11 protein-coding genes are annotated in these 15,437 nt (G+C 53.5%); 8 read left to right on the top strand and 3 right to left on the bottom strand.

Going from position 1 to position 15,437, the window contains the following annotated elements:
* Positions 1 to 6: 6 nt before the first annotated feature.
* Together C5O22_RS06160 and C5O22_RS06155 are read right to left on the bottom strand one after the other, a co-directional pair.
* A complete protein-coding gene (locus C5O22_RS06160; protein WP_132780337.1) occupies positions 7 to 816 on the bottom strand; it encodes a ZIP family metal transporter in 810 nt (269 codons plus the stop codon).
* A 61-nt stretch (positions 817 to 877) separates the two neighbouring features.
* The gene (locus tag C5O22_RS06155; RefSeq protein WP_132780336.1) at positions 878 to 4,522 is read right to left on the bottom strand and encodes a vitamin B12-dependent ribonucleotide reductase; all 3,645 of its coding nucleotides are present in this window, start codon (positions 4,520 to 4,522) and stop codon (positions 878 to 880) included.
* A 260-nt stretch (positions 4,523 to 4,782) separates the two neighbouring features.
* On the opposite strand from C5O22_RS06155, the gene C5O22_RS06150 reads away from it, so the two are divergent.
* The 5 genes from C5O22_RS06150 to C5O22_RS06130 all read left to right on the top strand — a co-directional run bounded on the left by C5O22_RS06150 (position 4,783) and on the right by C5O22_RS06130 (position 9,231).
* Positions 4,783 to 6,246 carry a glycosyltransferase family 4 protein gene (locus C5O22_RS06150; RefSeq protein WP_132780335.1) on the top strand — a complete coding sequence of 488 codons (1,464 nt, stop codon included), beginning with the start codon at positions 4,783 to 4,785 and terminating at the stop codon, positions 6,244 to 6,246.
* 20 nt (positions 6,247 to 6,266) lie between these two features.
* The gene (locus C5O22_RS06145) at positions 6,267 to 7,154 is read left to right on the top strand and encodes an HAD family hydrolase (RefSeq protein ID WP_132780334.1); all 888 of its coding nucleotides are present in this window, start codon (positions 6,267 to 6,269) and stop codon (positions 7,152 to 7,154) included.
* 215 nt (positions 7,155 to 7,369) lie between these two features.
* On the top strand, positions 7,370 to 7,957 hold the full coding sequence (locus tag C5O22_RS06140) for a hypothetical protein (RefSeq protein ID WP_132780333.1): 588 nt from the start codon (positions 7,370 to 7,372) through the stop codon (positions 7,955 to 7,957).
* A 1-nt stretch (position 7,958) separates the two neighbouring features.
* Entirely contained in the window at positions 7,959 to 8,903 is a 945-nt protein-coding gene (locus C5O22_RS06135; protein WP_132780332.1) for a hypothetical protein, read from the top strand.
* A 94-nt stretch (positions 8,904 to 8,997) separates the two neighbouring features.
* Positions 8,998 to 9,231, top strand: a complete 234-nt coding sequence (locus tag C5O22_RS06130) for a hypothetical protein (RefSeq protein ID WP_132780331.1) — start codon at positions 8,998 to 9,000, stop codon at positions 9,229 to 9,231.
* Between the two features lie 111 nt (positions 9,232 to 9,342).
* Here the strand turns inward: C5O22_RS06130 and C5O22_RS06125 are convergent, their stop codons facing one another.
* The gene (locus tag C5O22_RS06125) at positions 9,343 to 11,028 is read right to left on the bottom strand and encodes a RecQ family ATP-dependent DNA helicase (protein WP_243692883.1); all 1,686 of its coding nucleotides are present in this window, start codon (positions 11,026 to 11,028) and stop codon (positions 9,343 to 9,345) included.
* Between the two features lie 420 nt (positions 11,029 to 11,448).
* On the opposite strand from C5O22_RS06125, the gene C5O22_RS06120 reads away from it, so the two are divergent.
* The 3 genes from C5O22_RS06120 to C5O22_RS06110 all read left to right on the top strand — a co-directional run bounded on the left by C5O22_RS06120 (position 11,449) and on the right by C5O22_RS06110 (position 15,043).
* Positions 11,449 to 13,491 (top strand): DEAD/DEAH box helicase, encoded by a 2,043-nt coding sequence (locus C5O22_RS06120; RefSeq protein ID WP_132780330.1) that lies wholly within the window; start codon positions 11,449 to 11,451, stop codon positions 13,489 to 13,491.
* 216 nt (positions 13,492 to 13,707) lie between these two features.
* Entirely contained in the window at positions 13,708 to 14,484 is a 777-nt protein-coding gene (locus C5O22_RS06115; RefSeq protein ID WP_132780329.1) for a P-loop NTPase, read from the top strand.
* 358 nt (positions 14,485 to 14,842) lie between these two features.
* Positions 14,843 to 15,043, top strand: coding sequence for a hypothetical protein (locus C5O22_RS06110; RefSeq protein WP_132780328.1), 201 nt, complete (start codon positions 14,843 to 14,845; stop codon positions 15,041 to 15,043).
* Positions 15,044 to 15,437: the final 394 nt, after the last annotated feature.

Genomic DNA, 15,437 nt, shown 5'->3' with positions numbered 1-15,437 from the left:
CTATGCTTAACCTAGTGCTACATCGAGGGTCATCATAACCGCGAAGCCCACAATAAGGCCTAGGGTTGCAATGTGTTCGTTCCCTTCTCGGCGGGATTCAGGAATGACTTCTTCGGCCACCACGTAAATCATGGCCCCCGCTGCAAAGGCAAGGGCATAGGGCAGAAGGGGCCGCAACAATCCGACCAAGGCCGCCCCCGCTACCCCTGCGATAGGTTCCACAATGCCCGAAAGTTGTCCATACCAGAAGGCCTTAAAACGTCCCATCCCATCCCGCCTAAGGGGAATAGAAACGGCGGCCCCTTCGGGGAAATTCTGCAGTCCAATACCGATTGCCAGGGCGATGGCCCCTGCTAAGTCTGCAGAGGGGATCCCCGCAGCTACGGCTCCAAAGCCCACTCCCACAGCCAATCCTTCTGGAATGTTATGCAGCGTAATAGCCAGAACCAGGAGGATAGAACGGCTCCAGCTCGTTTTAATTCCCTCTGCTTCACTGCGCTGATACTCTATATGAAGGTGAGGTAACAAACGATCCACCACTCGGAGAAAGAAGGCGCCGCTCAAGAAGCCTACCAGGGTTGGTACCCAGGGAATAAAGCCCATAGATTCGGATAGATCGATAGCGGGAGCAAGGAGGGACCAGAAACTCGCCGCTATCATCACTCCTCCTGCAAAACCAAGCATTCCATCAAGCACTTTCCGATTGATGGTCTTAAAGAAAAAAACCATTCCTGCACCCAGGGCGGTGAGACCCCAGGTGAATAGGGTGGCCAGGAGGGCCTGCACCACTGGGGGTATAGCTTCTACGTGATTCATCGGTACCCACTCCTTTCTGTGGTGTATCCTAGCGGGGAGAAGCCCTTTTGTCCAGCTTGCCTTAACTACAGCCTGTGGTACTCCCGCAGGTGTCACATTTAAGGCAGGTGCCGTTTCGAATGAGGGTAAAACTTCCGCAGGCGGGACAGGGGTCTCCCTCATACCCTTTTACCCGGGCCTGGGCTATTTTTTGCGCCAGGACCCTTTCTTCGTTTGAAATTCCGTCGGTAGCGGTGGTACTGGTTCCAGCGTCCTTTGCAGCGGACCGGCTACTTTCTTTCGAACGTCCGTAGGGCCGGAAACCGGTGCTGGGACGGACGGTACCGTTCCCCGGCCGGCGATGGCTTTCTTCTCCTCCTGAAGCACTGGAAAAACCGTCTCCCCCCGTGGCGGTGGCCAAAAGATCCTCCGGTTTTACCTGGGCCAGGTCGGTCCGTTTCAGGTAGCTGATTGCCAGGTCCCGGAAGATATAGTCGATCACACTGGTGGCCATCTTGATGTAATCATGTCCCTGTACGATGCCGTTGGGTTCAAAGCGACTAAAGGTAAAGGCATCCACGTATTCTTCGAGGGGAACGCCGTACTGTAATCCCAGGGAGACCGCGATGGCAAAACTGTTAAGGAGACTCCGGAAGGCCGCTCCTTCTTTGTGCATATCCAGGAAGATTTCTCCCAGGGTCCCGTCTTCGTATTCACCGGTGCGGATAAAGATGGAGTGCCCACCGATTTTTGCCTTTTGGGTATATCCGGAACGCCGGTTGGGCAGGGGTTTACGGACGCCCCGCTGGTGCCATGGTTCGGTGGTTGCGGAAGCATTCGATGCACCGGCACTGCCTGGGCTGCCCTTTTCTGCCACCGAGGGGCTTCGCTGAGGTGCCAGAGAACTGTCCAGGGTCTTTTGAATAGCCACGATGGTATCCGCCAGGGGATCTGTGCCCGGCGCAAAGGATGAAAGGGGCTGGGAAAGTTTAGACCCATCTCGATACAGGGCTACCGCCTTAAGACCGCTGCGCCAGGCCAGCATGTACGCCCCCTTCACATCTTCATAGGTAGCGCTGTTAGGCATGTTGATAGTCTTGGATATGGCCCCCGAGATAAAGGGCTGTACCGCCGCCATCATGCCGATGTGGGCTTCCCAGGGAATAGAACGGCGAGATCCCTTCCCCGAGGGCGTGGCCGTATCGAATACCGGGATGTGTTCTGGTTTGAGGAGAGGACACCCTTCGAGTCCCATGGTACCACAGGCGTAGGTTTCCGCCGCTTCTATTTCTTCAGTGGTAAAGCCCAGGTGTTTAAGGAGACTAAAGCCGGGTAGCTGGTAGGTGGCTTCTGGGATACCCAGCTTTTCTTCGAAAAAGTTTTTGCCCAGCACCCAGGGCGTAAAGACCCCTTCCAGGGTGTAGGCATTGTCCAGGGCCTTTTCGATAGCCCTAAGTTCCTCTTCGCCAAATCCTTTTTTGGCAAGGCTTCCCGGATTAATAAAGGGGGCGCTTGTCAGAGTCTTGTGACCGAGGGCGTACCTAATGATTTCTTCCCTTTCTTCCGGGCTATAGCCGAGGGCTTCTAAGGCCGGGGGAACCGACTGGTTGATAATCTTAAAGTATCCTCCGCCGGCAAGCTTTTTAAACTTAACCAGGGCAAAATCCGGTTCTACGCCGGTGGTATCACAGTCCATAAGGAGACCAATGGTTCCCGTGGGGGCGATAGCCGTAACCTGGGCGTTTCGGAAGCCATGCTCGGTTCCCAGGGTAAGGGCTTCGTCCCAGGTGGCCCGGGCCGCCGCGAGAAGGTCCGGCGGGCAAAGGGCGGCGTTAATGCCGCAGGGAATCGTATGGAGCCCTTCGTATTCTCTGGCGGGAGCATTGTAGGCGGCTCGCCGGTGATTCCGGATAACCCGCAGCATAGCCTCCCGGTTTTCGTTGTACCGGAGGAAGGGACCCAGGGCCCGGGCCATCCGGGCCGATTGGGCGTAGGCTTCACCCGAAAGAATTGCCGACAGGGCCCCCGCCACGGCCCGACCCTTTTCTGAATCGTAGGGGAGGCCCATCACCATGAGAAGGCTTCCGAGGTTGGCAAAGCCGAGCCCTAAAGTTCGATATTCATAGGAAAGCTGGGCGATGCGGGCAGAGGGGAACTGGGCCATGACCACCGAAATTTCAAGAATGGTGGTCCAGATGCGAATGGCGTGACGGTAGGCCTCCACATCAAAATACCGACGGGAGACATCATAGAACCGGAGGAGATTGACGGAGGCCAGGTTACAGGCCGTATCGTCCAGGAACATGTACTCTGAACAGGGGTTGGAGGCCCGAATTTCGCCCCCCGCAGGACAGGTATGCCAATCATTAATGGTGGTGTGGTACTGCAGCCCCGGGTCGGCGCACTGCCAGGCCACCCGGGCAATGCGGTCCCAGAGTTCCCGGGCCCTGAGGGTTTTTACCGGTTTTCCATCGACCCGGGCGGTAAGGGTCCACTCGGTATCGTTGATTACCGCCTGCATAAACTCGTCCCGGACCCGCAGACTGTTGTTGCTCGATTGGCCGGAAACGGTGTTATAGGCCTCGTCATCCCAGGCGGTGCTAAAGACCGCGGGGTTTACGGTGGTATCCCCCTGCTCAAGGCGACGCAAAAGTTGATACAGGTAGGTGGGCGGAATGGCGTCTTCCAGGGCTTTCCGGAGGGCCACCGTTAATTCATGATTTTTTTCTATGTTGAAGCGGTCGGTATCGGGACCCCGGAAGTTAGCAAGGGCCTGCCGTATCCGTTCCAGATGTTTTTTGATGATAAGGGAACCGGTAGCCATGGAGGCCACCTTGTGTTCCTCCTCTGCCTTCCAGTCGATGTATTTTTCTACGTCCGGATGGTCCATATCGAGGGTGACCATCTTGGCGGCCCGTCGGGTGGTTCCCCCCGATTTAATGGCGCTGGCCGAACGATCTCCTATTTTAAGAAATGAGAGGAGCCCGCTGGAAACCCCGCCACCGGAAAGCCGCTCGTTGGCTCCCCGAATTTTAGAAAAATTAGACCCCGTCCCGGACCCATACTTAAAGAGCCGGGCTTCCCGGGTAATAAGGTCCATGATGCCCCCTTCGTTTACCAGGTCATCTTCTATGGAGAGGATGAAACACGCATGGGGCTGGGGGCGTTTGTAGGCACTGTCGGATTTTTTTACCTGCCCATCGGCAGGATCTACGTAGTAGTGGCCCTGGGGTGGACCATCGATACCATACACGGCGTAGAGCCCCGTGTTGAACCACTGGGGACTATTGGGGGCCCCCATCTGATGGGCCAGCATATAGCAGGTTTCGTCATAAAAGGCCCGGGCATCTTCATCGGTATCAAAATAGCCCTGTTCTTTCCCCCACCACATCCAGGTATAGGCAAGACGGTGAAACACCTGTCGGGCATCGTGTTCGGCCCCGTCCCGGGGAATATCCTCACCGCTTTCTCCACTTCCCCGGCCGCTTCCCCCGGGGACCCACTCTTGCCATGCCAGGGCCCGATCGGCGGGAACCCCCGCCTTTCGGAAGTATTTCTGGGCCAAAATGTCTGTCGCAATTTGACTCCAGAAACTGGGAACGATCACGGTCTCTTCCGAGAAAATCAGTTTCCCATCGGGATTCCTGATTTCACTTTTCCGTTTTTCCCAGAGAATATCGCTGTAGGGACCTTGTGTGCCGGCGGTAAAATACCGTTCAATCTTCATAGGATGCTCCTTGTTTCTGTCCACGGTCTATGATGCTCTGTTAGCCGTATCATTATCAATATTCTTATAATACCATACTAATGGTGTAATGTAAAGGATGAATACTCTATATAAAGTGTTATTTCGAATTTAAGAGAATTCGTGGGTTTTACCAGAAAAATTGATGGGCCGCAGGGAATTTGCAGTATATTATTGGCAGGATAGTTGTTATAGAATAGAATAAAGAGAATGACAAGAAGTGGCGAAGAAGGAGCGCGGCGGTGCAAATAGGATTAGTTCATTATCATCTGCTCCAGGGGGGAGTCACGACGGTACTCCTCCAGCAGGCCCGGATGTTGCAGCGGGCTGGTCATAGGGTGGTTGTTTTTACGGGCCAGAAAGGAAAGGCCCTGTCTGATATCCCGATTGTAGAAATCCCTGGCCTGGGATATGAGGGAAAGCTGTACGAAACGGGAGTTCCGCCAATTGCAGGGAGAGAAAAAGAAGGTCCCCATCAAAAAGAGGTTTCGGCAGAGGACCTCGCCCGGCATCTTGAAAAGGCCATAGCAAAATCGTTTTCTTCGATAGACGTCCTCCATGTACACAATCCTCTCTTGCGTAAAAACAGACAATTGTTGCCAGCCTTGGCGCTTCTGAAAGAGCGGGGGATACCCCTCTTTCTCCAGGTCCATGATTTTGCAGAGGACTTTCGGCCCGATGTGTATGCCTTTTCAGTGGCCTATCCTGATGATTGTCATTATGGGGTGATCAATAGCCGGGATTATTCTTTTATGATCCGGGCGGGGGCTCTGCGAGAAGGGGTGCACATTATACCGAATGTGGTGGTACCCATTCAAAGTTCCCCTTCAGGAGTGGAGCAACACGAGCGGGATCTCTTTTTGTATCCCGTCCGGGGCATTCGGCGAAAAAATCTGGGGGAAGCCCTGCTCCTGTCCCTCTTTCTTCCCCGGGGGACCAGGCTTGCCATAACCTTGCCACCCACGTCTTCCCGGGACGAACCCATCTACCAGTCCTGGAAACAATTGGCCCAGGACCTGCGTCTTCCTGTAGAATTCGAAGTGGGTCTCCATCATCCTCTACCGGAACTGTACGGCCGGGCCCGGGCAATTATCACCACCTCGGTAAAAGAAGGCTTTGGATTCTGTTTCCTGGAACCCTGGACTGCCGGGCGGGCCGTCATAGGGCGGCGGATTGATTATGTGTGTAGTGACTTTGAGAAAGAGGGGCTCCAATTCCCCGATTTGTACGAACGTATAGATATTCCCTTTGCTTATATTCCGCCGGTAATACTTCGGAAAAAAATAGAAGGAACCCTGCGAAAGGTGTATGAAGACTTCAATCTTGAACTGGCCCCCCATGTGCTTAAATTGATTACGGATGACCTTTTTTCCCGGGAGGTCTTTGATTTTGGCAGGATGGATGAGGAACTGCAGCGGGATGTGATTACCATGGCGGCTTCCAACGAAGCGGTGCAAGAGGATCTGCGGGAACTCAATCCTTTTCTTCAGAATCTACAGAACTGGAACGAGGATCCTGCCCTCATAGAAGCAAATAAAACGCGGGTGTTCCAGCACTATCGGGAACAGGTTATCCTGGATCGCCTCCTTGCAGCCTATCGGGGGGTACAGGAGCACCCTGTCAGGATGCATATTTCCCGGTCTATTCTCCTAGACCTTTTCCTGGATCCCCTTAAGGTTTCTTTAGTGGGGATAGGATTACTGTAGTAAACGGATGCGTACTTCCTATGGATGAACAGAAAAAGACTGAGTTTTTGGCCCTGATTCGAGAATCCCTTCGTCCTCTGACTCCGGAGGGGATTGGGAAACTCCCGGAGCCGTTCGGGGGGCGTCTGTATCCGTCGTATCAGCCGAAGGATTGGCAGATTCGGGCGGTGCTCTTTGATGTGTATGGGACGCTTCTGCAGTCTGCCACGGGAGACATGGCTATTCAAACCGAGTATCTGCGGGGGTCCGCCGACGCGGTGGCCCTGTGGGCAACCGAAGACATGACAGGGGAAGAACTAAAGGCCTTCTTCAGGGATGCGGTGCAGGCAGAGCATCTTCGCCAGTATGCCACTACCCCCTATCCGGAGGTGCGGGTGGAGGAACTGTGGGCCCGCCTCCCCGGAAAAAGAGAAGATGTGGATCCCCAGGAACTGGCTCTGCGCTACGAACTGGCGATTAATCCGGTGTATCCCATGCCCCATCTGGAAGAATGTCTCCGTGAGCTTGGGCGTGGGTCCCTTGTATTGGGGATCGTGTCGAATGCCCAATTTTACACCCCCTTAATGCTCGAAGCCGTTTTGGGGAAATCCTTGGAAGCGGCGGGTTTTGCGCTAGACCTTTGTATATATTCCTTTGAAGTAGGAGAGGCAAAACCCTCGCCAACCCTGTTTAAACAGGCTCGAGGGGCCCTTGAAAAACGGGGCATAGAGGCCAGCCAGGTGCTGTATGTAGGAAACGATATGTTGAATGATGTGTACGGCGCCCATATGGTGGGATTCAGGACGGTCCTCTTTGCCGGCGATGGTCGTTCTCTCCGATTGCGGGAGGGCAACCGGCTCTGTCAAAATCTTGTTCCCGATCTTGTCATCCAGGACCTCTCTGATTTAGTCTCTATAGGGGACCTCTGAAAAGGGTTTCCTTCGGTGTGTTCGGGGTGCGGAATACCTTCCCCGGTCGGCCCTCGGCGGACCAAAGTTTTTCTGCCGGTGCAGGAAGATGTAAAAAAGGGGCCCCGGTCGGTGCAGGGGATGGGAAAAAGGGTTTGCCGGCCAGTCCCGGGGAATTCGAGAGGAGGGGCCCCGGTCCGTGAGAAAAATTGTACTGTGAAGCAGGAGTGATGGCTATGCAGAAGCAGCGTATGGTAGTGGTGCGAAAACCCACCAGTCGACTTAAGCGTTTCCTTTCCCGCCTTACCTATGGCGTTATCATCATGCTTATTGTGGGGGCCGCATTTCTGATAGTCCAGGAACTCTTTCATCCCTTTGATATTGTGCTTGATGAAGCGGAAGTTACCCTGGCCCGGCTTGACCGTACCTTGAACCAGAACCTGATTTCGGGAGTATCCCTGGGGACCCTCATGGTGATTCTGGCCCTGGTGGTGGTCTCCATTATTAGCAAGGGGGTCCATACCCGCCAGTATATGGTGTCGTTCTGGCGGGGCATCCTTTCCTCGGGGATCTTTATGATTTCCGACGCCTTTTATCGGTATATTCGCCGTATGGGGCTCGTATATTATTCGGCGGCCCTGGCCCTCTTTATCGCCCTCATGTTAATCCTGGTAGAGATCATCTCCCGCAGTGGGTCGGTCCAGGATGAACGGGAAACAAGAACGGAATTGCTTGCCTCTATCGTATCGGGGCTGGTCTTTGCCCTCCTGGTGCAAGGCGGGGAAGCCCTGATCCACTACCTGTCTCGATTTTTAGGAGCCTGATATGAAGCGGTCCTGGCTTCGATTCCTGGGAGTTCTGGGGCTTGTCATAGGCTGGGGAAGGTATGGCTGGGCCTTTGAGGGTTTTTCCAATGATCCGGGTTCCCACATGTATACCCTGGGGAAGACCCTGCAAAAGGTTTTTGGAAGCCCCCTGGGGACGGCCCAGTTAGTTAAAACCATGCCCGTGTATGGCATTAAAGAGTATCGGTGGGATCCTTACTATGCGGCAAATCTTATGGCCGATGCGGCCCGGGACATAGATATGTTCTTCTTTGGTCCCCTGTATCCCCATGCCCAGACCAAAAGTTTTTCATATAAAAAGAAGTATTCCTCCGAAGAGCTTATCCAGATTGAAACGGCGGCATTGAGGGAGTATATCCAGCACATGCATTCGGGGCTCTCTCGGGTGCGGCATCTTCTGGAAAGTGCCGATACCAATCCCCGGGCTTTGCGAGATGGGCTTTACCTTTTGGGGGTGCTTACCCATTCATACCAGGACCTCTGGGCCCATCGGGGCATAACCAACGAGATGCACAAGGCCCTGTTAAAACACCGGGGACTGGATGTAGATCGGGATCCCCAGCGGATCCAGGAAATGGAGCGACGCCTTGAGGGCTGGCTCAGCCAGTTACCGGGCCTCCTGGGTACTGTGGCAGGGGAGCGCCTTGTCCGGGCCCTCCAGTCTGAGGCGGTTTTTTTGGTTCCCACGGTGGGGGAACGGAAAAAACTTCTGGGCCGGGGACGGGATATTTTTGTGCAGGGAATAGTATACGTGCTTTTTACGTCCGATGGTCCAGAAAGTCTTACCTATTTGGATGCCATTCAATGGGATGTGGATACCCTGGACACCATTTTGTCGGACCCCTTCCTGCTCCAGCAGGCCGCGGTCTGTGCTACCGACGGGGAATTCAAAACGTGGTTGAATAGCCAGGGATATCGATTTTAGAAGGTCCCCGCCGAGGGTGTCCTGGGTTTTGGGGCCCTTCAAAGGTAAGGATAGGGCTAGGCAGGAGATATACCAATAGAAGGTCAAGAAGAGGATGATGATGACAGACCTGTGGTTTTTATTAAAAGGGGTCCTCCTTTCCTGGGAAGTGTGGGCGGTTACCCTGGTTGTTATTTTTTATTTTTCCCTCGTCCTCTATGTGGCTCGCCTTAACCGACGGCCCCGTTCCTTTTTGATGCTAGAAAGTAATAAACCCAAAAAAAAGCGCCCCAAGAAAGAGGTCTCTCCTTCAACCAATGCTGAGACCCCCGAGGTAGAGGTAGAGTAAGCTCTGTGCAAAAGGGGGCGAGTTCTCTACAGGGTGAGCGACAGGGTCCGTTTCCCCCGAAAAAGTAAACAGGTGGTGCTTAGTGCAACCAGGAAGAAGGGCCTATATTACCTACCGGCGAGGCGCTTCCAGTCTTCCCCGAAGCCACCAGGAGCGACGCTCCTTCAAGTACCCAGTCTGGACTAAATGGCGGAGCAGTCTCTCTCCTTCCTGAAAGGAACAGCCAAAAAGGGACTCCATAAGAAGCTGGGAAAGCTCGGGGACCGTAAAACGGCGGGGATGTTTTTTGACATATTCCACCAAGGCTCTTGTTTCCCGCCACTGGGAATTGGCCTTTCCCTGACAGACGTCACAGGCGGTGGGGCCGGGGACACAGCTTGTCCCTTCGTGGCCTAAGAAAGCAAGGAGTTGTTCCCGTCGACAACGGTCTGCGCTACGGCCATATGCGAAAAGTTCCTGATACCGTTGAAAATGGTAGGCATCGGTCCTTCGTCCCCTGCCTAGTTCATCCTCTGGCCCCCACACCAGAATGGCCGTGCTGGGATTGCCATCCCTGCCGGCCCGTCCGGCTTCTTGTAGGTAGGCTTCCACACTGGGAGGTATATCCCTGTGGATAACCGTTCGGATATTGCTCTTGTCCACCCCCATCCCATAGGCACAGGTGGCCACGAGAATGCCCTCCTGACTGGCGAAGAACCATTCTTCTATGGCCTTTTTTTCTTCTTTTTTGAGCCCCGCATGGTAAAAGCGAACCCTCTCGTAGCCATAGTAAAAGGCCAGGTAGTGGGCGAGTTCCCAGGTGCGGGTCCGGGAACCACAAAACACGATGGCGGGCCGTTCTACGGAACGGAGGATATCCCGAACTGCCAGGTCCTTAAGAACGGCTCCCTGACATTGATAGGAAATGTTCGGCCGATCGGGGTTGGCGAGGATGGTATGGGCTTCACCGTCGGGAAAAATGTAGTGGCGGATCTTTTCCAGCACCGGCGGAGATGCGGTGGCGGTAAAAGCCGTAACCAGGGGAGCCTTACACTGTTGAATGATATTTCCTATTTCCAAATAGGAAGGCCGAAAACTTTCTCCCCATTCGCTGACACAGTGGGCTTCATCAACAACCACCTGCCCAATCGTGAGCCCCGGAAGATGTTCCCAGACGGAGGGCGTACAGAGCACTTCTGGATTGGCAATAAGGATGGTCCCCGCCCTGTGTTCCCGAAGGCGATCCCAGATATGATGCCGCTCTTCGGCGGTCTGTCCTCCCCGCAGTATAAGGGGCTGGATACCCCGGGCCTCAAGGCGTCGCCGCTGATCTTCCATCAGGGCAAGGAGGGGATATAACACCAGGGTTGGCCGTTCCATAAGAAGGGCGGGGAGCAAAAAACACAGGGACTTACCGGCACCGGTGGGGAGCACCACAATCTGATGCTGGTATGCCCCGGCCCGTTCCTCTATCCCGTCCTGTGCTTCAGAACCTCTAGCCCCTGGTGGTTCCTGTGCTTCAGGATCTATCTCTGCTCCTTGAGCCTGCTCTGGATTCTCTTGAAAGGCCCGCATAAGCTCTGGCGGCCCCATAAGGGAAATGCCAGCCCTTTGAGCGCCTTCCAGGATATTGGTGATTACGAGCCGCTGGTAAGGATAAAGATAAGAAAGTCCAAAGATCTGTTGGGCCGCCGCGCTGAGGATGTCGGGGGAAATGGGGGCCTCCTCTCCTGTAAAAGGACCCTCCTGTGAAACCGTAGCAAGGGGTGATTCAGGGGAAACCACCTCTGAAAAAAGGAGGATGTTGTTGTTCATCATAGCTACCAAAAAAGAAGAAGAAATCCATCAATGTTGATTGAATAATATTGATTGAATTTTGTGGCCCTTGCCGGGGAAATGATTGATGCCTGTGGTAGGCCTGAAAAAGATGTTCCTCCAAGTTTTCAAAAGGCTTACCGTAACCTCTAGACAGGAAAGGGTCATCTATAGTAGAGTCCAGAACAAGGTTGTAGAGGTTTTTTTCTTTAATCTTGAGAACCCATGTATTCCTTTATCCCTTTGGGGGACCAAAGGGGGTGCAGGGGCTGTCCTTGCGTAGGAGAAGGCCCCGTATTTTATATGGGCGTAACGTCCCGCTGCTAGCGTTTATAAATCCTGTCTGAGGTACCGGTCTATCCCGAATAGAGGCTATCCTACCGATTTTGTGACGCTCCGTCGGGATATGCGCCAGGGATGTATATGACAGAAGAAACTGTTTCCTCTTTTGAACAATTCGGTTTATCCGAACGGGTCCTTTCTGCCCTGCGGGCAAAGGGATTTACCACACCAACATCGATTCAAGTCCTTGCCTTACCCCGGCTTTTGGCCGATGAGGGCCACCTCATTGCCAAGGCCCGTACCGGTACCGGTAAAACCGCCGCCTTTGGCATTCCTCTGGTGGAGCGCATACAGGGACCAAGCCCAAAACCCCGGGCCCTTATTTTAACCCCTACCCGGGAACTCGCCCTGCAGGTGGCAAAGGAAATTCGTTCCCTTGCGGGTGGCCCGTACCCTCGCATTGCGGCGGTGTATGGGGGGGCCTCTCTGGGGGCCCAACTCCGAGAATTGGCCCGGGGAGTGGAGATTGTCGTGGGGACCCCCGGCCGGGTAATGGATCATCTGGAACGGAAGAGCCTGGATATTTCGGCCATCGACTGGTTTATCCTGGATGAGGCCGATGAGATGCTCGACATGGGCTTTTTTGAAGATGTGGAGAAGATCTTTTCCGCTACCAATCCCCAGCGTCGGGTCGCTCTTTTTTCGGCCACCATGCCCCCGGAAATTCTGGATGTGGTCCATCGTTTTATTGGGCCCGTGGAGATTGTTGAAGACACCCGCTCCCTCGAAGAAAAGCCGGCGGTGGATCAATACTATCTGTTGGTTCGGCGGGAAGATCGCCTGGAGGCGCTGCGACGTATCATCGATGGGGCCGATGAATTTTACGGCCTTGTGTTCTGTCCCACCAAGGTGGAAACCGATGAACTTGCCCGTCGCCTGGTGGAGAACGGCTATGCCGCCGAAGCTATCCACGGGGACCTTTCGCAGGAAGCCCGGGAACGTACCCTGCGGCGTTTCCGCTCCCGGATGACCACCATCCTGGTGGCCACCGACGTGGCGGCCCGGGGCATCGATATTGAACGACTGACCCATGTGATCAACTGGGAACTTCCCAACGATACGGAAACCTACGTGCACCGGATTGGTCGAACCGGTCGAGCGGGCCGCCGGGGAGTAGCCATTACCTTTGGAGATCTTAAAAGTCTGGGCCGGATTAAGCACCTTTCCCGAAGCATGGAGAAAACCCTTGGGTCTCCCCTCCGCGTATTGCCTGTTCCTTCTGTAGAAGCGGTTATCCAGGCCTGTGAACGGCGGGTCCTTGCCCGGATCCTTTCATTGGCCTCTGAGGAAACCGGCGAGCCTGATCAAGTAGGTGATGTTGAGATTTTTCAGAATAAAAAGGAACTGCAGCCCTGGGGCGATGCCGGCGTCTCTGAAAAAGGAACTTTTACGGAAGAACAAAACCCGCCGTACCTGCGTATGGCGGTTCCTTCGGAGGGTGGACCGTGGAGTGTCACCGAGGAGGAACCAGGTTCCCCCCGTATGGATCCCCTCCATCGCTTAGCCCGCTCCCTGGCAGAAAAAGTGGGCCCCCAGAGGGCGCTGGAACTGGTGCTGCGGGCTTCTTTTGGGAACGAACTGGATCCTTCCCGCTACGGACCTCTTGTGGAACTTAAGGATAGACCCTTCGAAGGTCGGCAAAGTCGTCCTCTGCAATCCTCTGGATCCCGGCGAAACGGCTCTCTTCAGGGGGGCTCGACGGCGAAGAAAAAGGGACGATGGGGCGAAGCAGCCTCCGATGGGGACCATCGGCGATTCAAAGAGGGACAAAACCTCCCCCGGGAAAAATTCAAAAGCCAGCTCCACCATCGCTTTGAAGTTCTGGGTACTGCCGAGGCCGGAACTGTTTCGAAAAGAGGTTCTTCGTATGGGGCGGGCCAGCGGATCTTTATTGGGATTGGCCGGCGTCATGGTGCAGGGGCCCGGGATGTGGCCCAACTGTTACAGCGTGCCGGAGGGGTCCCCGGCCGTCTGGTGGACCGGATCGAAGTGTTGGAGACCTGTGCCTACGCAACCCTTCCTGCCGAAGCGGCCCGCCGGGCCATCGATTTTGCCCGGCGCAGCCCGGATCATCCGGAGATAAAGGTTGCAGAAAAATCCATACGAGCCCATACTGACTCATGAGATGAATCGCAGATTTCTGCCCCTATCGGTCAAACTAGTGGGTATTATTGTCGGCTCTTAGGCACTTCTCTATGTGGTGGTGGCGATACTCATTTTACAGAGTAGTAGCGGCATAATTAAAGAGCATTTTTGCAATACTATCCACCTCCCTCACCCAGAAATGGTGAAATCTTTTTGTCTTGACAAAAATGGTCATATGCTCATAATGAAAGCATCATGAGTGGAGAAATAGAAAAATTCCCCAAGAGGGGAATTAAACAAATGATTGGGGTAGTGAGCGGAAAGGGTGGAGTAGGGAAATCTACTACCAGCGTGTTGTTGGCCCAGGCTCTGGCTGCCCGGGGCTATACCACGGGGATTCTCGATGCTGATATGACTGGGCCGAGTATCCCCCGATTGCTTGGTCTTGAGGGTCTGAAGGGTGAAAGTGATGGGGAAAAAATTTTCCCCCTAGAAGCCGAGCAAGGTATTAAGGTTATCTCAATTAACATGTTCTTGCCCGATGAAGAAGAACCGGTAATCTGGCGGGGACCGCTTCTGTCGGGGGCTCTAAAACAATTCTATGAAGAAGCGGAATGGGGTGAACTGGATTACCTTGTGGTGGACTTTCCTCCGGGAACAAGTGATGTGGTCCTGAGTGGTTTCCAGCAACTTCCCCTGGATGGTATTGTAGTAGTCGTGACCCCTCAGGACTTTGTGTCCATGATCGTGGCCAAATCAGTAAAAATGGCGAAAAAAACAAACGTAAAGGTTCTGGGCATGGTGGAAAACATGGGATCCATGGTGTGTCCCCACTGTGGAACCGAATTTTCTCTTTTCTCTCAGGCTCAGCGAAGGGATAGTAGGGGAAGTCTCCGTATCCCCGTATTGGCCCGTTTCCCTTGGCATCAGGAACTAGCTCAACGGGGGGCTCTCCTGTGGGAGAATCTTTCTCCTCAGTTGCAGGAAATGGCCGACGGCCTGGTACAGAATATTCTCGTTTCATTAAAATAAATCATCTTTCCCTGTTATTATGCTGTTAGTAGGATGGCGGCACGATCGAGTCATGTCTTTTTAGAATTTCGAAGTGCCGCTGTTGCACTTTTTTATGTCTTGTATAGATAAAAACGGGGCTGTCATTTTTTCTGGATTTTATTGACATCTTTGTTCAATCTATTACAATCCCAAAAAAAAGGTAAAAGGAATGTGTCTATGGTGCTATTGTTTTCTTTTATTCTTTTTCTCTTTTCAGATTTTTCGTAGGCCATAAGTCCTGATGTATCAATGCGGCAATATTCTGGAGAAATTGATGGGAAGTACCCTATTTCCAGGGTATTGAAGGAATTCAAAGTAGAAAATGAGGTCTATCTTTTTGGCTATTACTATTATGATAAATAAGCTTGTTCTCGGTTATTATGAAGCAAATCCAACGTCCGTACGTCTCAAAGATACCTGCCTTTTATTTTTTATTTATTTTAAGGATCGAATATTTGTGTATGAATATGGTGATCCAGCACATCTAGATTTTGGTGCAGGAGTCAGTGCTGAGGGTGTGTATGTGCTAAAGAAATAGGGGATCCTGCTCAAATTGCATAATAATGAAGTGCTTATACTAATTTAAGACTTTTCCCGCTCGGGCAGGGGCGGTAGCGATACTATTATGACGATGTGTGGGCCTCATCTGATGGTGTGGTATGGGAAAGGTAAGCGGTAAAGCGTATAGTTTTGTGTTCAAGAAATCAGAATCCTTACCGCTTAAAAAATAGCGAGAAAATAGCAATCCTGTATCTTTTTTGGGGGACGTCCTCCCCACGAACTCCCGGCGGGGCCCTGAGAAGGGCCCCGCCGGGGGTGAGCCCGGAGTGGGGGGAGCGCCTGATCGCCTGAGCCGTGGGAGCTAAGGTAGTGGGCCGGGCTGGAAGCCCGGCCTGGGGGTAATGTCGAAGCGACGAAGGAAGCAGGCGCGT

This window comes from Treponema sp. J25 (genome assembly GCF_004343725.1).
Lineage (GTDB): Bacteria > Spirochaetota > Spirochaetia > Treponematales > Breznakiellaceae > J25.
The sequence above is the reverse complement of the archived record's forward strand: the minus strand, read 5'-3'. Positions and strand labels throughout refer to the sequence as shown.

Coding starts and splice junctions, on each gene's coding strand:
- C5O22_RS06160 (WP_132780337.1), bottom strand. CDS start 816: ATGAATCACGTAGAAGCTATACCCCCAGTGGTGCAGGCCCTCCTGGCC.
- C5O22_RS06155 (WP_132780336.1), bottom strand. CDS start 4,522: ATGAAGATTGAACGGTATTTTACCGCCGGCACACAAGGTCCCTACAGC.
- C5O22_RS06145 (WP_132780334.1), top strand. CDS start 6,267: ATGGATGAACAGAAAAAGACTGAGTTTTTGGCCCTGATTCGAGAATCC.
- C5O22_RS06115 (WP_132780329.1), top strand. CDS start 13,708: ATGAGTGGAGAAATAGAAAAATTCCCCAAGAGGGGAATTAAACAAATG.
- C5O22_RS06140 (WP_132780333.1), top strand. CDS start 7,370: ATGCAGAAGCAGCGTATGGTAGTGGTGCGAAAACCCACCAGTCGACTT.
- C5O22_RS06135 (WP_132780332.1), top strand. CDS start 7,959: ATGAAGCGGTCCTGGCTTCGATTCCTGGGAGTTCTGGGGCTTGTCATA.
- C5O22_RS06125 (WP_243692883.1), bottom strand. CDS start 11,028: ATGATGAACAACAACATCCTCCTTTTTTCAGAGGTGGTTTCCCCTGAA.
- C5O22_RS06120 (WP_132780330.1), top strand. CDS start 11,449: ATGACAGAAGAAACTGTTTCCTCTTTTGAACAATTCGGTTTATCCGAA.
- C5O22_RS06130 (WP_132780331.1), top strand. CDS start 8,998: ATGATGATGACAGACCTGTGGTTTTTATTAAAAGGGGTCCTCCTTTCC.